Here is a 19,989-nt window from a genome sequence, read left to right on the forward strand (position 1 = left end):
TATGAATGCCCCTGTCACCAAGGACACGGCGCTGACCCAACTCCCCGTGCTCGACCGCATCCTCCCGCTGTGGATCTTGCTGGCGATGGGAGGCGGCCTCCTGCTCGGCCGGCTCGTGCCCGGCCTGTCGGGCGCCCTGTCAGCGGTCGAGGTGCAGGGAGTCTCCCTTCCCATCGCGCTGGGGCTGCTCGTGATGATGTATCCGGTGCTGGCCAAGGTCCGCTACGACCGCCTCGACAGCGTCACCCGGGACGGCCGCATGCTCGTGTCTTCGTTGCTACTGAACTGGGTCGTGGGTCCGGCCTTGATGTTCGGCCTTGCCTGGCTCATGCTCCCGGATCTGCCCGCCTACCGCACAGGTCTGATCATCGTCGGGCTAGCTCGGTGCATCGCCATGGTCATCATCTGGAACGACCTTGCCTGCGGCGACCGCGAGGCAGCCGCTGTGCTGGTCGCCCTCAACTCGATCTTCCAGGTGATTGCCTTCGCGGGGCTGGGATGGTTCTACCTGTCGGTCCTGCCAGGCTGGCTGGGGCTGGAGCAGGCAGCGCTGAACATCTCGCCGTGGCAGATCGCCGGCTCAGTGCTGGTGTTCCTGGGTGTTCCGCTGCTCGCGGGATACCTGTCGCGGCGGCTGGGAGAGTCTCGCTGGGGCCGAGCGCGCTACGAGAACGGCTTCCTCCCACGCGTTGGGCCATGGGCTCTCTACGGCCTGCTGTTCACCATCGTCATTCTCTTCGCCCTCCAGGGAAGCCAGATCACCTCCCGGCCATGGGACGTCGCGCGGATCGCTCTGCCGCTGCTCGCCTACTTCGTCCTCATGTGGGGCGGAGCCTTCCTCCTCGGCCGGGTCATCGGCCTGCCCTACGCGAAGACGGCCACGCTCGCCTTCACCGCAGCTGGCAACAACTTCGAGCTGGCCATCGCGGTCGCCATCGCCACATTCGGTGTGACCTCGGGCCAGGCCCTCGCTGGCGTCGTCGGCCCCCTCATCGAGGTGCCCGTGCTCGTCGGGCTCGTCTACGTGTCCTTGTGGCTGCGCCGCGCACTCCGCTTCTCGGAGACGACGCGATGACCGGGGGCTCCGTCTCCTCCCTCACCTCAGCCGTTGGCACCTCGGGCACCGCGTCGAACTCCGATTGGTGAATTGCTCACGCACCATCGCCGTCCCACACCGCTTGCACGGCAGGCCCTCACGTCCGTAGGCGTCGAGCAAGCGATCGAAGTATCCCGACTACATGACTTTCTTACATTCACCTGATCCGATCAGTGCCGGAGTGTGCCGATCTGCCTCAGCCTCTATCCGAGAAATTCGCTTGCCCGGAGATTCCTGCATAGATCAGGCTGGGCACGTGAATCACCCCATCATCATCCGCCCGGCCCACCCGTCCGATCAGCATGCCTGCGAGTCCCTTGTCCGCGATGCGTTCTGGGACATCTACCGCCCGGGCTGTCACGAACACTACCTGTGGCACCTCGCCATGCAAGGCCATCCCGACGTCATCCCCCAGCTCACATACGTGGCAGTTGACCAGGACACGATCGTCGGATGTGTCATGAGCACCACGGCCCATATCCACACCCCCGCTGGCGACACGCTCCCCGTCCTGGCACCTGGACCGGTCGCCGTCGCTCCGGCATAGCAGAGGCACGGAACCGGATCGCTACTCATGGCCCACACGCTCAATGCTGCACGCGACCTGGAATTCGCCGCCGCGTTCCTGTACGGAGACCCCGCGTACTACCCACGCTTTGGTTTCACCGACGCCGCCAACTTCGGGGTGACGACAGCCGAAGGCGACAATTTCCCCGACTTCATGGGCATGGAACTGCAGCCCGGCAGCCTGGAAGCCGTCAACGGACAACTGATCGAGAGCCCCCCTGTTCGAGTTCTCCCCCACCGACGTGGAAGCCTTCGACGCCATGTTCCCTCATCGGCCGAAGGCAGAACGACCGCCAAATCAAGAGCGGGAGTCAGGCGCCTCGTAGCGACTCTGCCAAGAGAGGTAGATGGTTGTCGACGACATCGCGAACAACCTCGATGTCGACACCGAAGTACTGGTGCACGAGGATGTTGCGGAAACCGCGGATCTGCGGCCACGGAATCTCGGGGTGCGCAGCCGTCACGCTCTCAGGAAGGCGAGTTGCTGCCTCGCCGATGATCTGGAGATTGCGCTCGATCGCATCCTCGGCCATGGCAATCAAGTCGGGATCATCACAGTCGGCGCCGACAAGGGCGATGAACCGTTGACACCGGTCGATGGCGACCAGGATGTCATCGATCCGCTCCTTGGAAGTCCTGCTCACAAGGCCACCGCTTCCGCCAGCGCAGATTCCGACACGGGGCGCCGCAGGAGCTGGACAGGGAAGATGTCGACGTCATCCGTGCCGAAGAGTTCGCGGGTCTCCTCCAACAGTCCTGAGGCGCGCATCAAGATATTGCCGTCGGCAGGATCCATCTCGACCAGGATGTCGATGTCGCTCCCGTCCCGCGCGTCGCCGCGAGCGACGGAACCGAAGAGCATCGGATTCGTCGCCCCATACTTGACGAGCAACGCATCGAAGTCGTCGCGGCGCGCGTCGAGAAGCGCTCGCAGGGCGAGCGTCTCGGGAGTTGCCGCCTGATCACTCATGCCCTCAGAGTACCGTCCGAACATGGTCCGCCTCGGCGGAGCCGCTGACAACTCGGGCAGAACGTCGAGCTCCGGTTGGTGAACTGGATGCGTCTCATCGGCGTCCCGCAGCGCTTGCAGGGAAGGCCTTCGCGGCCGTAGGCGTCGAGCGAGCGGTCGAAGTAACCCGACTCGCCATTGACCTTCACGTAGAGGGCATCGAAGCTGGTGCCGCCCTGCCCGAGCGCCTCGGCCATGACGGTGCGGGCCGCCTCCAGCACGCCGACGGCCTGGGCGCGGGTGAGCTTCTCGGTGGGGTGCTCGGGATGGATCTGGGCCAGCCACAGCGCCTCGTCGGCGTAGATGTTGCCGATGCCGCTGACCAGGGCCTGGTCGAGCAGGGCCCGCTTGACGGTGGTGCGCTTTCGACGCAGGCGCTGTGCGACATCGGCAAGGTCGAAGTGATCGTCGAAGGGGTCGAGTGCGATGTGCGCGATCTCGGCGGGGAGCTCTGCACCGCCGGGGCTGAGCTGGAGCCCGCCGAACATCCGCTGGTCGACGAAGCGCAGCTGTTCCTGGCCGCCGTCCAGGTCGAACAGGACGCGGGTGTTGCGCAGCAGCGGCGCGTCGGGGCGGTCGACGCGGAACTGGCCGCTCATCCCCAGATGGGCGAGCATCGCATCACCGTCGGCGAAGGGGAACCAGAGGTACTTTCCACGGCGTCGCGGCGCCTCGAAGGTGCGCCCCTGGAGCACCAGCTCGAAGTCCCGCGGCCCCAATTCGTGTTTGCGCACCGGCCGGGGGTGCAGCACCTGGACATGCGAAACCGCGCGGCCCCGGAGCAGTGGCTCCAGACCCGCGCGGACCGTTTCGACCTCGGGAAGCTCAGGCACCCGGGGTTGCCTCCTCGTTGGGGATCTGGACCGGCTCGTCACCCAGGGCCTCGCGTGCAGCTGCCTGAGCTGCCTGGGCCTCCTGGATGGCGGTGAACGCCTTGCCAGCGGCCTCCTGCTCGGCCTGCTTCTTGTTGCGGCCCTCACCGGTTCCGTACTCGACGCCGTTGACGACCGCCCGCGCGACGAAGTGCTTGTCGTGGTCTGGGCCCGACTCCTCGATGCGGTAGGTCGGCATCGGGTGGCCGTTGTTGGCACACACCTCCTGCAGGGAGGTCTTCCAGTCCAGCCCCGCGCCCATCTGGTCGGCCTGCGTGACCAGGGGGTCGAAGACGTGGTGCACGAAGCTCTCCGCCTGCCCCATGCCACCCGTGAGGAAGATGCCGCCGATCAGGGCCTCCATCGTGTCAGCCAGGATCGAGGTCTTGTCATGACCGCCGGTGGTGGTCTCGCCGCGTCCCAGCTTCACCATCGGGCCGATGTCCAGCCCGCGCGCCACATCGGCCAACGCAACGGCGTTCACGACGGCTGCACGCAGCTTCGCCAAGCGCCCTTCCGGGTAGTCCGGGAAGGTCAGGTAGAGGTGTTCGGTCACGACGATGCCCAGCACTGCGTCGCCCAGGAATTCCAGGCGCTCATTGGTGGGGATGCCGCCGTTCTCGTAGGCGTACGAACGGTGCGTCAGGGCAAGCTCGAAGAGCTGGGTGTCCAGTGGGACACCCAGCTCGTCAAGAAGCTGCTGGAAACGGCTCAGCTGAGCCGCCATGTCAGGCGTCGAGAACCTGGCGACGTGCGGCGCGGGGGCCGTACTGGCCGCACGCGGGGCACGCGGTGTGCTGCAGGTGGGCCTCACGGCACGCCGGGTTCACGCAGGTCACGACGTTGACAGCGGTCGTCTTCCACTGGCTACGACGGCTGCGAGTGTTGCTCCGGGACATCTTCCGCTTCGGGACTGCCACGATCTTCTCCTTGAGCTACCCGCCCCCAGGGTGCGGGTGCGGTGGTGTCTGTAGGGATCCGACTGGTGTCGGATCAGTTCTCCTGCTGTTCTTCGGCTTCGCTCACGTCCAGCTCGGAGAGCTTGCCCCAACGGGGGTCGATCTCCTCACCATGGCTGTGCTCCGGATCATCATTCAGGACCTGTCCACACTCGATGCACAGTCCCAAACAGTCATCCCGACACAGGGGCGTGAACGGAAGTTCGAGCACCACGGCGTCACGCAGCGCCGGGTCGAGATCGATCATCTCGTCCTCGATCCAGCTGGCATCCTCCTCCGCTTCCTTCTCGGGGTAGAAGTACAGCTCCTGCAGGTCATAGGACTCACGGTCCTCGAAATCCCTCAGGCAGCGCGCACATTCACCCTTGAGGGAGACATCGGCGGTACCGGTGACCAGAACGCCCTCGATCACGCTCTCGAGCCGAAGATCGAGGGTGATGTCGGAGCCCTGGGGCACTCCGATCATGTCGATGCCAAGATCCGTAGGCGCCTCGACGACCTGATGAACCTGCTTCATCGTTCCGGCTCGGCGAGCCAGCTCGTGGATCTCGAGGACGAGAGGCGAGCGGGCATCGAGGCGGCGATGCTGGTTCATCACGGTTCCCTTCAGCGCACAACGGACATGACAGCGTCACGACCGAGGACCAACTCTATCCGAGCGCGGCATCTGGACCAAACCGGCCGCCCACACGCCCGGCCCTACAGCACTCTGGGCACGTCTTGCACGTCGCTGGGGCGCGATCCCCTCCCGGCTCGATGCCTCTCGGGGACGAATGTGATTGGCTCGTGCAGTGCCGCTCTATCGTACCGTCGCCCGCAGCGCCACCGTCGACCTCGAGGTGAAGCGTTCGATCTTCCGCTGTGACATCCGTCGGGTCACCGATGAGGCCGCGGCACGCGCACTGGTGGAGCGACTGCGCAGTGAACACTGGGATGCTCGCCACCACTGTTCCGCCTTCATCTGGCTGCCCGACGGTTCCCTGTCCCGCTCCAGTGACGACGGTGAACCGTCTGGAACTGCCGGCGCACCGATGCTGGAAGTGCTTCGCGGGGCGGGCCTGACCGAGGTCGCGGCGGTGGTCACCCGCTGGTTCGGCGGAACCCTGCTGGGAGCGGGAGGCCTGGTCCGTGCCTACTCAGACTCCGTTCGAGCGGGTCTGGAGGCCGCCGGCGTCCTTGAGCGGGAGCTCGTCACCGAGCAGCAGGTGGCCCTTGACCACGCGCTGGCCGCGAAGGCCGAGTCCGAGCTCCGCAGCCGTGGTGTCAGCGTGCTCGACGTCGCCTATGGCCAGCAGGCCGTCCTGCAGCTGGGGATCCGCCCGCAGGACGTGGAGCAGGTTAGGACCCTCTTGGCCGAGCTCAGCCATGGTGGGGCGGAACTGGAAGCGATCGGGGAACGGTGGGTGGACCGCTGAACAGCTACGTGGCCTGCGCAACCTTGCGGGCGATGGCCTGGGCCACATTCGGCGTGACGAACTCGCTGACGTCGCCGCCATAGGCAGCGATCTCCCGCATCATCGTCGAGGAGATGGTGGCGTAGGGACCACCGGCCGGCAGGAAGATGGTCTCGATCCCGCTGACGTGTGTGTTGATGTGGGCCATCTGGAGCTCGTAGTCGAAATCGGAGGCGAATCGTAGGCCCTTGACGATCACCTCGCAGCCCTGCGCACGGGCGTAGTCCACGAGCAGACCGTCGATGATGCCAACTCCCACCCCGGGCAGGTGGGCGACCGCCCCCTCCACCAGCTCGACGCGCTCCTGGGCGTCGAACATCTGACTCTTCTTCTGCGAATTGCGCCCGACTGCCACCAGCACCTCGTCGAAGACCTTGGTGGCCCGTTCGATGACGTCCAGGTGGCCCTTGGTGATCGGGTCGAAGGAGCCGGGGACGATCGCCTTGATGTGGCGACCGGTGCGGTCAGTGGTCATCATTGGCCTCTCGCTGGCAGAAGTGCAGTGTGGTCTCACCGTAGCTGCGGGCCCAGTGTTCTGTCCCCTCGGGAAAATCCGGCACACCGCTGCGGGCGCTGCGTTCCAGGACCAGCAGTCCGTTGTGCACCAGCCTCGTCAGAGCAAGCTCCAGGGTGTGGCTGATCTGCTCATTCGTGAAGGGATACGGGGGGTCGAGCCAGATCACGTCGAAAGATCTGCCTTCACGCTGCAGGAAACTGTCCACCTGGGCCGCGACAACCTCCACGTGCAACCGCGTCCGCGCGGCATTGGCCTTGACCAGCCGGACGGTCGGCTGGTCGTGCTCGACGAGCACCACCGGCGCCGCTCCCCGACTCGCGGCTTCCAGGCCCACTCCCCCAGAGCCTGCGAACAGGTCGCAGAAGGCGATGCCGGCAAGGTGTTCGTCCGCCCCCGCGTCGGAGTTGCCATTCCACGTCGCGAGAGTGCTGAACAGGGCTTCCCGAACCCGGTCCGTGGTGGGCCGGGTCCTCTCGCCGGTTGGCGCCTGCAGACGCATGCCCCCGGCACTTCCCGCGATGATCCTGCTCATGGCGCCCAACCCTACTGTGCTGGCCCCGGCGCCTCGGAGGCGCCAGACGGCTCGTCATCCCCAGACGGCTCGTCATCCACGTCATCGAGATCCACGGCATCCCCAACCCCGGAGCCAGCAGCGTGCCGCGAGGAGCCCGGTTCGGTGCGGTTGCGCAGGCGCCGCAGCGCCCGACGCAGGGCCCGCCGGTTGTCCACATAGGACTCCTCGTAGTGGAAGACGGGCAGCTCCCACCGGAATCTCAGGGCCAGGACCCGCAGGACAAATCCGCCCACCAGTGCGATCACGACGGCAACCCCGTCGGCCACCCCGGCCGTGAGCATCCCGACATATCCCAGTGCGACGAGGACAGATACTGATGCATAGAGTTCCTGACGGAAGACCAGCGGAATCCGGTCACACAGCAGGTCTCGCATGATTCCCCCGGAGACGCCGGTCACGACCGCACCCACGACCGCGATGATGACGCCGAGGTCCATGGCGAGGGCGGTCTGCGCACCGAGGATCGAAAAGACGACCAGACCCAGCGCGTCGAGCATGAGAAAGAGCGGCCTGAAGTACTTCATGAGCTGGGCGATGGAGACCGTGAGGATCGCGGCTCCGACCACCATCAGGACGTACTGCGGATTCTCCACCCAGGTCAGGGGGTAGTTGCCCAACAGGACATCACGCAGCGATCCGCCACCCATTGCCGTCACGAGCGCCACCATGACGACGCCGAACAGATCCATCCGCTCGCGGCCCGCCGCGAGAGCTCCGGTCATCCCTTCGGCGGTGACCCCGATGATCCACAGCCAGGTCAGCAACATGCACTCGATCCCTTCTCCTGACGCCGCACCCACCTCTGGCAGGCGCGACGGCAGACCACCCTAACCGGGCCCGCCAAGTAGCTGACCGTCCCAGCCGGGCTCTGCCGGGCAGCAGACCATTCGCCCGTCGGGAACAGCTCGCCCTGCACACCGTCCCACAAACGAGGGGCGGGGCGTCCGCCCAAACACGGGTGGGCCACAATGGCCACATGGCTGACAAGGACACCCCGATGACCGACATTTCCGAGGACACCTGCTGGGGTTACCTCGCGAGCCAGGAGGTCGGCCGTCTGGCGACCGCTCGCGATGGCCAGCCGGAGATCTTCCCGATCAACTTCTGCGTGGATGGACAGTCGATCGTCTTCCGCACGGCTTCCGGCTCCAAGCTGCAGGAACTCACGGACAATGCCCACGTGGCCTTCGAGGTGGACGGCTGGACCGAAGACGGAGGCTGGAGCATCCTGATCAAGGGCACCGCGGAGGAGATCACCTCCGTCGACGAGTTGGCCCTGGCAGAGAAGATGCCGCTCATGCCCTGGGTGCCGACCCGCAAGAGCCACTTCGTGCGCGTGACGCCCGACACCCTGAGCGGCCGCAGCTTCTGGTTCGGCCCCGAAGAGGACTGAACACTCCCACTTCCCACCCCGCGGGGGGGGGCGCCGCCCCGCTGGGCCCCCCCCGCCGCCCCCCCCCCCCCCCCCCCCCCCCCCCCCCCCCCCCCCCCCCCCCCCCCGCGCGCTGTTGGAGGAGATCCGAGGAGCTCCCCCTCCTGTCAGGCCTTCTCCAACCACTCCCCGGCCGCCAAGAGCTCCGTTTGGGTCACCATGTCAGCCAGGTAGGGATTCACCCGGTCCGGGTCCTCCGCCACCAGGCGTTCCGCGACATCGCGGCAGTGGGCGATCAGATCCGCGTGCTCGATGACACGCAACAGGCGCAGGGCGCTGCGTCCACCAGACTGGCTCGCACCGAGCACATTGCCTTCCCTTCGCTGGGCCAGGTCAAGCTCGGCCAGCTGGAAGCCGTCCCTGGTTGCTTCCACGGCGCGCAGACGCTGCATCGCCGTGGACTCCGGCGCCGCCGAGGTGACCAGGAGGCACAAACCGGCATTGCCCCCTCGTCCAATCCGACCCCGCAGCTGGTGCAATTGACTCACGCCGAAACGGTCGGCATCCATCACGACCATCACGGTGGCATTGGGCACATCGACGCCCACCTCGATCACAGTGGTGGCGACCAACACGTCCACTTCGCCAGCGGCAAAGCGCCTCATCACGTCGTCCTTCTCATCGCTGGGCATCCGCCCGTGCAGGGACTCCACCCTCACCCCGGCGAGCGCGCCGTGACGCAGGTCCTCGGTCAGATCCGTCACCGTGGCGCTGGGCGGTAGGGAGTCCTCGGAGACGAAGGCGTCGGCGTCCTTGGCGTCGATCCGGGGACACACGACGAAGGCCTGCCTGCCTTCGGCGACCTCCTCCCGGATGCGCTCCCAGGCACGATCCACCCAGGTGGGATGGACCGTCGCGCTCACCAGGTTGGTCTGGACCTCCTGCCTCCCGGCAGGCAGTTCCGACAGCGTCGACACCTCCAGATCACCGAAGACGGTCATGGCCACCGAGCGTGGGATGGGCGTGGCGGTCATCACCAGGACGTGGGGGCGCATCTCTGCCTTCTGGTTCAACACGGCCCGCTGCTCGACACCGAAACGATGCTGCTCATCCACGATGACCAGCCCCAAGTCTGCGAAACTCACCTTGTCGCCCAGCAGGGCATGGGTGCCGACCACCAGGCCCGCCTCACCGCTGGCGATCTTGAGCATCGCATTGCGCCGCGCCACCGCGGACATCGATCCGGTGAGAAGAACGATCTCGGTGGCCCCCTCGGGTGCCCCCAGCGTGCGCCCGGCGACCAGGTCTCCCAGTTGCGCCTTGATCGATTCCAGGTGCTGGGTGGCCAGAACCTCGGTGGGCGCCAGGAGCACTGCCTGCTTGCCCGAGTCAACGGCCCGCAGCATGGCGCGCAGGGCGACCAGTGTCTTGCCCGAGCCGACCTCGCCCTGCAACAGACGCTGCATGGGACTCGATGTGGACATGGCTGCGAAGACTTCGTCCCCCACCTGTCGCTGCCCCTCGGTCAGGGTGAATGGGAGCCGCTGGTCGAAGGCGTCCAGCAGGCCGCCCTCGACCCCTGCCAACGGTGCAGCTCGGAAATGGGCATTGTCATGACGCCGATAGGCCATCGTCAGCTGCATCTGGAGCGCCTCGTCGAAGAGCAGCCGATCAGCAGCGGCCTGCGCATGCTCGCGGGAGACCGGTTGGTGGGCCTGGACGAGGGCTTCGTCGAAGCCCATCAACCCCTCCTCCTGGAGGACCCAGGAGGGAAGGGGCTCGCCCTGGATCCCCATCTGCGCGTGCACCAGCTGGACCGTCTCGCCAATTTCCCACGTGGGCATCTTGGCCGTGGCTGGGTAGATCCCGACCAGGCCGGATCGGGAGACCTGCTGCACCATGGCCTTCTGGTTGGCCTTGCCGATCACCTTGCCGGACTCGTCGATGATCACGAAGTCTGGATGGGTCAGTTGCGGCCGGTCCATGAAGGTTCCAACCTTGCCGACGAAGATCCCCCGACTGCCCTTGGCGAGCTGCTTGTGCCAGTAGTCCACCATGTGCTGCTTGCCGAAGAAGGTCACGCCCAGGGTGCCCGAACCGTCCGTCAGGGTCACCTCCAGCCGTCGGCGGGGAGGGCTTCCCGCCTGACGCACCTGATCCACCATGGCCATCACCGCCACGTCCTCGCCGACGGGAAGATCCGCCAGCGAGGAGTTCTCAGTGCCCGACAGGTAGCGACGCGGCAGGTGACGCATCAGGTCACCCACGGTGTTCAGCCGCAACCGGGTGGACAGGATCTTCGCCGTCGGGGCGCCCACCACCTGTGACAGCGGCCGATTCAGTTCGGCAAAGGTGTCGGTACGCCATTGGGGATTCCAGGGAGCCACGTCGTCGAGCCTACAAGTGGGCCCTGACACTTGTCTGGGGACGGGGGCCGTACGGCCCAGCGTGGGCAGACGAGCTGACATGGACAACGACAAGGCCGCCGAGCACTGCTCGGCGGCCTTGTCAGAAGTCCAGCTGGACCAATGGCCCGATTTCCGGCCGGAGCCGGGAAGGGTCAGCGCGAGACGACCTTGCCGGCCTTGAGGCAGGAGGTGCAGACGTTGACACGCTTCGGCGCCCCGTTCACCAGAGCGCGAACGCGCTGGATGTTCGGGTTCCAACGACGGTTGGTCTTCTTCTTCGACCACGGCACGTTGTGGCCGAAGCCCGGGCCCTTGGCGCAGACATCGCACACGGCAGCCATTGGAGTACTCCTCGATAGATGGATCAGATGTGGGGCCTGGCCCCGGCGAGCCCAAAAGGGCAACCCGAAAATGATAGCCCCCCAGGTGCCAGCATCACAAACGAGGGACCCGCACCGCTTCCTCCAGCCGTCAGGGTCACCACCCATCCCGGCACCTGCGCCCCCGATGGTCGCCACGATGCGTCAGATGGCCACCACGACGGGAACGATCATGGGACGCCGCCGATGATTCGTCGAGACCCAACGTCCAATGGCTCGTCGGATGACCTGCTGTAGCCGGTGGGTGTCATCCACACCATCCCGCAGTGCCTGGGTGAGTTCCGTTTCGATCTGCTGCCGGATCGCGTCGAACACAGCATCGTCGTCGCTGAAACCACGCGCATGGATGTCGGGGCCGGAGACCACGGCGGCACCTCGGAGGTCCACCGCGGCGACCACGGAGATGAAGCCCTCCTCACCCAGGATCTTGCGGTCGGTCAGTTCATCCTGGCCGATCTCCCCCACCGTCGAACCGTCGACGAAGATGTAGGAGGCGTCCACCGAGCCGACGACGGATACCCGACCGTCGCGCAGCTCCACGACATCGCCGTCCTCCACCACGACCACGTTCTCCTGCGGAATGCCAGTGGCTCGGGCCAGCTTGGCATTGGCCACCAGGTGGCGCACCTCACCATGGACCGGCATCACATTGCGCGGCCGGATCACGTTGTAGCAGTAGAGCAACTCCCCGGCACTTGCATGCCCGGAGACATGGACCAGGGCATTGCCCTTGTGCACCACCGTGGCGCCCAGCCTGGTGAGCCCGTTGATCACCCGGTAGACCGCATTCTCATTGCCAGGAATGAGGCTGGAGGCCAGCACCACGGTGTCGTGCTCCCCCAGCTCGATGACCGGATGCTCTCGATTGGCGATCCTGCTCAGGGCGCTGAGAGGCTCCCCCTGGGAACCCGTGGAAATCACCACCACTTGGTCGTCGCGGTGGTTGTCGATGTCCTTGAGCTCGATCAGGGTGTCCCCTGGCACCCGGAGGTAACCCAGATCACGGGCCACGGACATGTTGCGGACCATGGATCTCCCCACGTAGACCACCTTGCGACCGTGCTGGACGGCCAGGTCCATCACCTGTTGGACCCGATGCACGTGGGATGCGAAGCAGGCCACGACGAGCTTCTTCTCTGCACTGGCGAAGACCCGCTCCAGAGCCGGCACGATGTCCTTCTCCGGCGTCGTGAAGCCGGGCACTTCGGCATTGGTGGAGTCAACCATGAACAGGTCAACACCCTCCTCACCCAGACGGCCAAAACCGCGCAGGTCCGTGATCCGCCCATCGAGGGGAAGCTGGTCCATCTTGAAGTCACCAGTGTGCAGGACCGTGCCGGCTTGCGTCCTGATGCACACCGCCAGGGCATCCGGAATGGAATGGTTGACCGCAAGGAATTCCAGGTCGAAGTACTGACTCACCTTCGCCCGATCCCCCTCGGCCACCTCCTGAAGGTCCGTGCCGCGGATCCGGTGCTCGCGGATCTTGGCCTCCACCAGGGCCAACGTCAGCCGAGAACCCCAGATCGGGATGTCACTACGACGTCGCAACAGGTAGGGCACTGCTCCGATGTGGTCCTCGTGCCCGTGAGTGAGGACGAGGCCAACGATGTCGTCGAGTCTGTCGTTGAGGTGATCCAGGGCCGGAAGGATGAGATCGACGCCTGGATGGTCGTCCTCCGGGAAGAGGACACCGCAATCCACCAACAGGATCTCGCCGTTGATCTCGAGGCACGCCATGTTTCGACCCACGTCACCCAGGCCACCCAGTGGCGTGACTCGCAGAACTCCGGGGGCGATGGGGGGCGGGGGCGTCACCTGTGTCGTCACGATGGCCAGCCTAGTGCCGCCGCGTCCACCGGGGGATGGACGCGACTGCTGGTCATCCCTGCACGGAGCCGCTACCCAGTACCATCCGCACAGGACAGATCCATGGAACCCGCCAGGGCAACTCGACAACGCCCCCACCCATCGAAGAGGGCGCATGGACATGCACCCCGAAAAGCAAGGGCGTTGGAGATGTCCGCTCGGGGGTTCGGGCATCTCCAACGCATTAACAGTGTTTCACAGGACTCGAAAGTTTAGAACTTGATTTTGTGTGATGTTTGTCACACGTTAACTGTCAAATTTCGCTTGCTTTTCTTGCCTTGCCATGGCCGCAGATGGGTCTTGGTGGTAGCCCTGTGCCATCCCGGCCCTAGGATGGCCCCATGTCAGGACCCGAGCAGGACGCACTGTCCGACCCACAACCACCCCGCGACCAGACGGTCCCCAGCGTGCGCCTCGCCATGCCGGCCGAGGCCCTCCAGATCACGGAGATCCAGCGTCGCGTCTGGGCCCGGGATGACCTTGAGCGGCGCATGCTGGACGAGGTGGACGCCGACCAGATGGCCCAGCTGTGGCACCAGGCCATCACCCGTGCTCCCCACGCGCACTTCCGGGTTCTGGTGGCCACCCAGACCTACGGACAGGCAGAGCCAGCGGACGAACCCGGATCCACGCGCCAACGCACCAAGGTCTGTGGTTTCGCGGCGATCGGCCCCAGCGATGACCCCGACGCCGATCCGACGGACTCCTTGGTGGCCGAATTCTGCATCGATCCGCTGCTCACTGGACAGGGCCACGAGGACCGCCTGATGCACGCGGCCGTGGCCACCATGCAGGCCGACGGCTACCAGCGCGCCACCTGGTGGGTCCGCAGCACCGACGATGACTTGCGCCAGTGGCTGACCGAGAGCGGCTGGGGTCCCGACGGCGCGCACCGCGAGATCGGCACCCCCGATGGAGTCCTCCGGGTCAAGCAGATCCGCCTGCACACGGACATCAGCACAGTGGACGGCAACTGACCCCGCCCACACACCGGCATTCAGAATCGGGCCCGGCACCCCTTGTGGGTGCCGGGCCCGCTGTCCTGCCTGCCACGGGCTCGATGACAGACGTCACTCGAACCCAGGATGCTCACGCAGCCTCACTCGAGCCCCAGGATGCTCACGCAACATCACTCGAGCCCCAGAATGCTCTCGATTCCCAACGTCAGGCCCGGGTGGTCTGCAACAGCTGCCACCGCCGTGACGACGCCCGGCATGTAGGAGGCGCGGTTCATCGAGTCGTGCCGGATGGTGAGCGTCTCGCCGTCCTGACCGAAGAGCACCTCCTGGTGTGCGATGAGGCCCTGCAGGCGCACAGAATGCACGTGCACCCCGTCCACCACGGCGCCACGGGCACCGTCTGGGTCGATCGTGGTGTCATCGGGAACCTCGTCCAGCCCTGCAGCGGCACGCGCCTCGGCGATCATGCCGGCCGTCGTCCCGGCGGTGCCGGAGGGGGCGTCCGCCTTCTGGGGGTGGTGCAGCTCGATGATCTCCACGCTCGGGTAGTACTTCGCCGCCTGCTTGGCGAAGTGCATCATCAGCACCGCCCCGATCGAGAAGTTCGAGGCAATGATGACGCCAACCTCGGGCTTCTCGCCCAGCCAACCACGCAGGGTCTCCAGCCGCTCATCGGTGAAGCCGGTGGTGCCCACCACCGCATGCTTGCCATGGTCGATGCACCACTTCAGGTTCTCCATCACGGAATCAGGGTGGGTGAAGTCCACCACCACGTCGGCGCGCTCCGCCTCCACATGGGGGTCACCGACGTCCACCGCCGCGACGAGCTCCAGTCCGGGCGCCATCTGCACCGCGCGGCACACCTCGCCACCCATCCGGCCATTCGCCCCGAACACAGCAACTCGCGTCACGTCATCTCCTCGATGGTTGGATGCCGCAAGGGCATCAGAGGAGCCCGACCACCTTGCGGGCCGGACTTGTGGCCATTGTGGCAAAAGACGAGGAATCCGGGGTTAACGTCCAGCGACAACATGGAGCTGGACGGCCCAGAGCTCCGCGCAGAGCACACCGGATAGGGTGTGGCCGTGGCCGCCCATGACGCTCATGCAGATGTCCGCCAGACGTGCTCCCCCGATCTCGAGGTCGACGGGGCACGCGCGATCTGGATCGACCGGGGGACCATCACCGTCCCCCTCGACCTCGACGACCGCACGCCGGGCCCGCACGGCTGGCAGCTGCCGGCCTCCACCCAGTGGCTGTTGCTCTGGTCTCCCACGGCAGCGATCCGCGTCGAGGACTCCCACCTGTGGGCACCCGACCTCTGCGTGATCGAGCTGCGGGTGCAGGAATCCGGCCTTGGAGCCGACCAGGCTGCACGCAATCCCGCTGCAGCACAGCACCTGGCCCTGGAGCTCGCCGAACGATGGCAGCGCAGCGTGCCCGAGATGCTCACGGGTCAGGTTCTGCTGGCACGACGCAGCCAAGGCGTCCTGACCGTCCTGACCGGCGTGCAACTCGGCCCGGTGCTGGATGACCTCTACGCCCAGGAGGCCCGGCAGGAGGACTTCGGTGCCCGCCTGGACGGTCGGCGCATTCGATTCGCCGTGTGGGCCCCTACTGCCCAGCGCGTCAGCCTCTTGACCTGGCCAGAACAGGCCGGCAACAACCCTCCGTTGGACCGTGCGGACCGTCGCCAGATGATGCGCACCGCCTCTGGCACCTGGAAGGGCGGGATCGACGCCGACCTGGTGGGGGCCCGCTATCTCTACGAGGTGGTGGTCTACTCCCCCGTCACCCGCCGGATGGAGACCAATCTGGTCACCGACCCCTATGCCGCCGGACTCACGGTTGATTCCAGACACTCGGTCATCGTCGACCTGGCCGATCCCGCGTGGACGCCCGAGAACTGGGCCGAATCCGCGGGTCCGCGCCTGCACGGACTGGTGGACGCCGCCGTCTACGAGTTGCACGTGCGCGACTTCTCCGCCAGCGACGAGTCCGTCCCCGAACATCTTCGCGGCAGCTACCTGGCCTTCACCACCGACGGCAACGGCACCCGCCACCTGCGACGACTGGCCCGCAGCGGCCTCAACTCCGTTCACTTGCTCCCCTGCTTCGACCTGACCAGCGTCCCGGAGCACGGCGCCGCGGCCCAGCCGGACCAGTCTCTACTGGCCTCCTTCCCACCCGACAGCCACGAGCAGCAACGGCTGATCGCCCGCACCGCCTCACACGATGCCTTCAACTGGGGCTATGACCCGTGGCACTGGGGTGTCCCGGAGGGCTCCTATGCCTCGACGCCGGAGATGGCCGACGGGGCCCACCGGGTGAAGGAGTTCCGGTGCATGGTGCAGGCGCTGCACGGGCTGGGGCTGCGCGTGGTGCTGGACCAGGTCTTCACCCACACCTCCGCCTCCGGCCAGGACCCGCACAGCGTGCTGGACCGCATCGTTCCCGGATACCACCACCGGCTCGACGCCACCGGGAGCACCGAGGGATCGGCCGCCGGCAACAATGTGGCCACCGAACGCCTGATGACCGAGAAGCTGATGGTGGACATGGTGGTCCGCTGGGCGCGCGACTACCACATCGACGGCTTCCGCTTCGACCTGATGGGCCACTCCAGCACGCGCAACATGGCGCGTGTCCGGCACGCCCTCGACGAGCTCACCCTGGACCGCGACGGCGTCGACGGCCAGGACGTCTACCTCTACGGGGAGGGCTGGAACTTCGGCGAGGTGGCCGACAATGCCCTGTTCACCCAGGCGGTCCAGGGGCAGCTCGAGGGGACCGGCATCGGCACCTTCAATGATCGCCTTCGCGATGCCGTGCGTGGTGGCCGTCCCTTCGACGAGGATCCGCGCCGGCAGGGTTTCGGCAGTGGGCTGGCCGGCGACCACAACGGCGCCCCGTGCAATCGCGAGCCGGAACGGCAGCTCGCACATGACACGGACCTCGTGATGCTGGGGCTGGCTGGCAACCTGCGCGACTTCGAGCTGCAGTGCACCGACGGGGTGATCCGTCGTGGCGACGAGATCGACTACAACGGCAGGCCTGCCGGCTATGCGGCGGAACCAAGCGATGTCATCAACTACGTCGACGCCCATGACAACGAGACCCTGTGGGATGCGTTGACCATGAAGCTCCCCCCGGAGCTCGACATGGCCGCCCGGATCCGGATGAACACATTGTGTCTGGCCACCGTTGCCCTTGGCCAGGCTCCCTTCCTGTGGCACGCGGGAACCGACCTGCTGCGCAGCAAGTCACTGGACCGAAATTCCTACAACTCCGGTGACTGGTTCAACCGGCTCGACTGGACGGGTCGGGACAACGGATTCGGACACGGTCTGCCGCCCGCGGACGACAACATGACCCGCTGGCCCTGGCTGCGCCCGCTTCTGGCCGACCCTTCCCTCAAGCCTTCAGCCAAGGACGTCGAGCTGGCCTCCGAGCAGGCCAGGACCCTGCTGAAGCTGCGCCGCTCAACGCCCCTCTTCCGCCTGGGCAGTGCCGAACTCATCCGGCAGAAGGTGACTTTCCCCCTGTCCGGCACCCCAGGCGCCGTACCCGGGGTCATCCTGATGCACATCGACGACCGCACGGACCCGATCGATCCCGATCTGGCGGGCCTGGTCGTGGTCTTCAATGCCACCCCGCACCCGGTGCGCCAGGTGTTGCCCGAGGTCTCTGGGCAAAAGGTGGTCCTCTCGCCACTGCATTGCAAGGGCACCGACCGGTCCACCTGCGAGTCGCGCTTCGACCACATGGGTTTCGAGGTGCCGGCCCGCACGGTCGCAGTCTTCAACCACCTGCGGTGACAGCACGGGTCTGGATCGCCACCGGCCCAGCGGACGACGCGCCCGAGCGGCTGCTGGGTCTGGTGCGATGGGTCACGGGCAGCGCCCCAGAGCGGCTCCAGCACGCGTGCCCCCGCTGCGGCAGCAGCGAGCACGGCCGGCCTGTGGTGGTGGGGCCGTCTGGACCGGTGCACGTCTCCCTGGCTCGTGACCGTGACAACCGTCGGTGCGTGGTAGCCGTGTGTCTGGAGGCTGCTGTCGGCATCGATCTGGAGGCGGCCGGCGCGGCCGACTTCGACGGATTCGACGGCGTCGCGCTGCACCCGGAGGAGATGGGGGCGGGCGACCGGACGCGTCTGTGGGTGCGCACCGAGGCGGTTCTCAAGTCACATGGCGTCGGGCTCGACGTGGACCCCACGTCGGTGCGCGTGGACCGCTCCCCCCTCACCCTGGCCAGCCGCGTCACGCAGGTGGTGGACCTCCCACCGCATGTCCTGGGGGACGACTGGGTGTGCAGCGTAGCCGTCGTCGACGAGAGCGAACCCCGTGTGCAGGTCTGGGACGACGACGGTGCGAGTAGGCGGTGACCACCCCAACCCCTGGGGCGCGCATCCCCAGGATCAGCCCAGACCCAGCTTGCTGGTGATCGAGTCCGCGACCTTCTGCAGGACGCTGCGGGTGGCCTGTGGGTCCACGACCGGCAGGGCCGGCACCTCCGGCCGCCGCAACCACGCGTCCAGCACCGTGGCCAGCTCGAAGCCGTCCTCCGGGACGAAGCGCAGGCAGTGCTGGATGAACTGCTCGGTGGTCACGATCCCGCCGGCATTCTCGGTGGTCCAGGCCCGCAGCATCTGGAAGAAGCGTTCATCGCCCAGACAGGCCCGCACCGCGTGCAGGGTGAGGGCGCCGCGCTTGTAGACCCGGTCGTCGAACATGTCGGGCATCCCGGGATCGCACAGCACCAGATCCTGGGGCTTGCGGGTCAGTTCGCGATGGTGGCGGGCGGCCTGCTCCTGGACGTCCACCCCGTCGCCACTCGACGCACGGTGATCAGACCAGAGCCATTCGCTGTAGCAGGCGAAGCCCTCGTGCAGCCAGATGTCGGCGAGTTGCTGGGCGGTGACGCTGTTGCCGAACCACTGGTGGGCGAGCTCATGCGCCACGAGACGCTCATTCTGCCAGGTGGGCGGGATGAAGTTCCGGCCGAAGGAGCTCAGCCCCTGGGCCTCCAGCGGGATCTCCATGTCGTCGTCGACGATGACGGCTCGGTACTCCGCAAAGGGGTAGGGCCCGAAGAGCTCGCTGAAGACCTCGACCATCTCCGCCTGACGTTCAAAGGCCGTGCCCTTGCCCGCCTTGAGGCGTCCGGGGTGAACCACCTCCACCGGCACGACGCCTCGACGTCGATCCACCGCGTACTGGCCCATCTGCACGGTGGCCAGGTATGGCGACATCGGCCGGTCCATCACATAGGTCCAGCGACCCGTCCCGCCACGGACCTCGTGTTCGGTCAGGGTTCCGTTGGCCACGACGTGGTAGCTGGGCGCAACCACCAGGTGGATGCGGTAGGTCGCCTTGTCCGCCGCGTCGTCATTGCACGGGAACCAACCGGGAGCGCCATAGGGCTGCGAACCGACTGCGACGCCGTCGGTCAGCTCTTCCCAGCCGGCGGCACCGTGGATTCCCGGCACCGGAGCGGGCTTGCCAGCACACGTGACGCTGATGGTCAGCTCCTCACCGGCATCCCGCTTGCCCACCTCTACCACCAGCTTGCGATCTCGCTGCCGGTAGCGGGTCTTCCTGCCGTCGACCAGAACCTTGGATGCCTTCAGACCCACCAGGTCCAGCTCCACCTTGTCGAGTTCCCTGCTGGGCACGACGGTGAGCACCGCCACCTCGTCGAGGCGGTTGGTGGTCACCTTGTAGTCGAGCTGCAGGTCGTAGTGGCGCACCCGGTAGCGGGTGTCGCCGTGCCCGGGCAGATAGGGGTCGGGCAGGGACATCGAGGAACTCCTCCAGTGGGCCGGGGAATGGTCCCCGACAGCCTAGTGCCCCGTGTGTGAAGTTGTTGGACGGTTGGCTTTGGCGAGGATTTCGTCGGCGGTCTTGGTCCAGATGAAGGGGTGGCAGCGGTCGTTCCAGCCGTTGACGAAGGC

At 66.4% G+C, this 19,989-nt stretch carries 21 protein-coding genes and 1 pseudogene; 6 read left to right on the forward strand and 16 right to left on the reverse strand.

What is annotated here, in order from left to right; genetic code table 11:
• Position 1: 1 nt before the first annotated feature.
• Complete coding sequence (gene arsB / locus ACTQ49_RS12430; RefSeq protein ID WP_441828155.1) at positions 2 to 1,075, forward strand: ACR3 family arsenite efflux transporter; 1,074 nt, start codon at positions 2 to 4, stop codon at positions 1,073 to 1,075.
• A 21-nt stretch (positions 1,076 to 1,096) separates the two neighbouring features.
• Here the strand turns inward: arsB and ACTQ49_RS12435 are convergent.
• From ACTQ49_RS12435 to ACTQ49_RS12470, 8 genes and pseudogenes are all read right to left on the reverse strand, one after another.
• Positions 1,097 to 1,234: pseudogene (locus ACTQ49_RS12435) on the reverse strand (zinc finger domain-containing protein); the annotation flags it as partial.
• A 430-nt stretch (positions 1,235 to 1,664) separates the two neighbouring features.
• A complete protein-coding gene (locus tag ACTQ49_RS12440; protein ID WP_441828178.1) occupies positions 1,665 to 1,925 on the reverse strand; it encodes a hypothetical protein in 261 nt (86 codons plus the stop codon).
• Positions 1,926 to 1,974: 49 nt separating this feature from the next.
• Positions 1,975 to 2,307: a HepT-like ribonuclease domain-containing protein gene (locus tag ACTQ49_RS12445; protein WP_441828156.1), complete on the reverse strand. Its 333-nt coding sequence runs from the start codon at positions 2,305 to 2,307 to the stop codon at positions 1,975 to 1,977.
• Positions 2,304 to 2,633: a nucleotidyltransferase family protein gene (locus ACTQ49_RS12450; protein WP_441828157.1), complete on the reverse strand. Its 330-nt coding sequence runs from the start codon at positions 2,631 to 2,633 to the stop codon at positions 2,304 to 2,306. Before ACTQ49_RS12450 ends, ACTQ49_RS12445 begins: the two co-directional genes overlap by 4 nt.
• Positions 2,630 to 3,505 carry a bifunctional DNA-formamidopyrimidine glycosylase/DNA-(apurinic or apyrimidinic site) lyase gene (gene mutM, locus ACTQ49_RS12455; protein ID WP_441828158.1) on the reverse strand — a complete coding sequence of 292 codons (876 nt, stop codon included), beginning with the start codon at positions 3,503 to 3,505 and terminating at the stop codon, positions 2,630 to 2,632. The genes ACTQ49_RS12450 and mutM overlap by 4 nt, the downstream gene beginning before the upstream one ends.
• Positions 3,498 to 4,271, reverse strand: a complete 774-nt coding sequence (gene rnc, locus ACTQ49_RS12460; RefSeq protein WP_441828159.1) for a ribonuclease III — start codon at positions 4,269 to 4,271, stop codon at positions 3,498 to 3,500. Before rnc ends, mutM begins: the two co-directional genes overlap by 8 nt.
• A gap of 1 nt (position 4,272) precedes the next feature.
• Positions 4,273 to 4,464: a 50S ribosomal protein L32 gene (rpmF, locus tag ACTQ49_RS12465; protein ID WP_441828160.1), complete on the reverse strand. Its 192-nt coding sequence runs from the start codon at positions 4,462 to 4,464 to the stop codon at positions 4,273 to 4,275.
• A gap of 73 nt (positions 4,465 to 4,537) precedes the next feature.
• The gene (locus ACTQ49_RS12470; RefSeq protein WP_441828161.1) at positions 4,538 to 5,098 is read right to left on the reverse strand and encodes a YceD family protein; all 561 of its coding nucleotides are present in this window, start codon (positions 5,096 to 5,098) and stop codon (positions 4,538 to 4,540) included.
• A gap of 196 nt (positions 5,099 to 5,294) precedes the next feature.
• Here ACTQ49_RS12470 and ACTQ49_RS12475 point away from each other — a divergent pair, with 196 nt between their 5' ends.
• Positions 5,295 to 5,918, forward strand: a complete 624-nt coding sequence (locus ACTQ49_RS12475; RefSeq protein WP_441828162.1) for an IMPACT family protein — start codon at positions 5,295 to 5,297, stop codon at positions 5,916 to 5,918.
• A 4-nt stretch (positions 5,919 to 5,922) separates the two neighbouring features.
• Here ACTQ49_RS12475 and coaD read toward each other — a convergent pair whose 3' ends face one another.
• From coaD to ACTQ49_RS12490, 3 genes are read right to left on the reverse strand one after another with little or no spacing between them, the layout of a single operon-like run.
• Positions 5,923 to 6,432, reverse strand: a complete 510-nt coding sequence (gene coaD, locus ACTQ49_RS12480; RefSeq protein ID WP_441828163.1) for a pantetheine-phosphate adenylyltransferase — start codon at positions 6,430 to 6,432, stop codon at positions 5,923 to 5,925.
• Positions 6,422 to 7,006, reverse strand: coding sequence for an RsmD family RNA methyltransferase (locus ACTQ49_RS12485; protein ID WP_441828164.1), 585 nt, complete (start codon positions 7,004 to 7,006; stop codon positions 6,422 to 6,424). The genes coaD and ACTQ49_RS12485 overlap by 11 nt, the downstream gene beginning before the upstream one ends.
• Before the next feature lie 11 nt (positions 7,007 to 7,017).
• On the reverse strand, positions 7,018 to 7,815 hold the full coding sequence (locus tag ACTQ49_RS12490) for a trimeric intracellular cation channel family protein (protein WP_441828165.1): 798 nt from the start codon (positions 7,813 to 7,815) through the stop codon (positions 7,018 to 7,020).
• Positions 7,816 to 8,024: 209 nt separating this feature from the next.
• On the opposite strand from ACTQ49_RS12490, the gene ACTQ49_RS12495 reads away from it, so the two are divergent.
• Complete coding sequence (locus ACTQ49_RS12495) at positions 8,025 to 8,441, forward strand: pyridoxamine 5'-phosphate oxidase family protein (protein ID WP_441828166.1); 417 nt, start codon at positions 8,025 to 8,027, stop codon at positions 8,439 to 8,441.
• Between the two features lie 146 nt (positions 8,442 to 8,587).
• Here ACTQ49_RS12495 and ACTQ49_RS12500 read toward each other — a convergent pair whose 3' ends face one another.
• The 3 genes from ACTQ49_RS12500 to ACTQ49_RS12510 all read right to left on the reverse strand — a co-directional run bounded on the left by ACTQ49_RS12500 (position 8,588) and on the right by ACTQ49_RS12510 (position 13,038).
• Positions 8,588 to 10,807 carry an ATP-dependent DNA helicase RecG gene (locus ACTQ49_RS12500; protein ID WP_441828167.1) on the reverse strand — a complete coding sequence of 740 codons (2,220 nt, stop codon included), beginning with the start codon at positions 10,805 to 10,807 and terminating at the stop codon, positions 8,588 to 8,590.
• A gap of 173 nt (positions 10,808 to 10,980) precedes the next feature.
• Positions 10,981 to 11,169 (reverse strand): 50S ribosomal protein L28, encoded by a 189-nt coding sequence (gene rpmB, locus ACTQ49_RS12505; protein WP_420175613.1) that lies wholly within the window; start codon positions 11,167 to 11,169, stop codon positions 10,981 to 10,983.
• A 183-nt stretch (positions 11,170 to 11,352) separates the two neighbouring features.
• Positions 11,353 to 13,038, reverse strand: coding sequence for a ribonuclease J (locus ACTQ49_RS12510; protein ID WP_441828168.1), 1,686 nt, complete (start codon positions 13,036 to 13,038; stop codon positions 11,353 to 11,355).
• Positions 13,039 to 13,418: 380 nt separating this feature from the next.
• Here ACTQ49_RS12510 and ACTQ49_RS12515 point away from each other — a divergent pair, with 380 nt between their 5' ends.
• Entirely contained in the window at positions 13,419 to 14,054 is a 636-nt protein-coding gene (locus ACTQ49_RS12515) for a GNAT family N-acetyltransferase (RefSeq protein ID WP_441828169.1), read from the forward strand.
• Between the two features lie 152 nt (positions 14,055 to 14,206).
• Here ACTQ49_RS12515 and dapB read toward each other — a convergent pair whose 3' ends face one another.
• Positions 14,207 to 14,947, reverse strand: a complete 741-nt coding sequence (gene dapB, locus ACTQ49_RS12520; protein ID WP_441828170.1) for a 4-hydroxy-tetrahydrodipicolinate reductase — start codon at positions 14,945 to 14,947, stop codon at positions 14,207 to 14,209.
• 174 nt (positions 14,948 to 15,121) lie between these two features.
• Here dapB and pulA point away from each other — a divergent pair, with 174 nt between their 5' ends.
• Together pulA and ACTQ49_RS12530 are read left to right on the forward strand one after the other, a co-directional pair.
• A complete protein-coding gene (gene pulA, locus ACTQ49_RS12525; RefSeq protein ID WP_441828171.1) occupies positions 15,122 to 17,854 on the forward strand; it encodes a pullulanase-type alpha-1,6-glucosidase in 2,733 nt (910 codons plus the stop codon).
• Positions 17,851 to 18,420, forward strand: coding sequence for a 4'-phosphopantetheinyl transferase family protein (locus tag ACTQ49_RS12530; RefSeq protein WP_441828172.1), 570 nt, complete (start codon positions 17,851 to 17,853; stop codon positions 18,418 to 18,420). The genes pulA and ACTQ49_RS12530 overlap by 4 nt, the downstream gene beginning before the upstream one ends.
• 33 nt (positions 18,421 to 18,453) lie before the next feature.
• Here the strand turns inward: ACTQ49_RS12530 and ACTQ49_RS12535 are convergent, their stop codons facing one another.
• Complete coding sequence (locus tag ACTQ49_RS12535; protein WP_441828173.1) at positions 18,454 to 19,836, reverse strand: M1 family metallopeptidase; 1,383 nt, start codon at positions 19,834 to 19,836, stop codon at positions 18,454 to 18,456.
• Positions 19,837 to 19,989 lie beyond the last annotated feature (153 nt).

This window comes from Luteococcus sp. Sow4_B9 (genome assembly GCF_052116585.1).
Classification (GTDB): domain Bacteria; phylum Actinomycetota; class Actinomycetes; order Propionibacteriales; family Propionibacteriaceae; genus Luteococcus.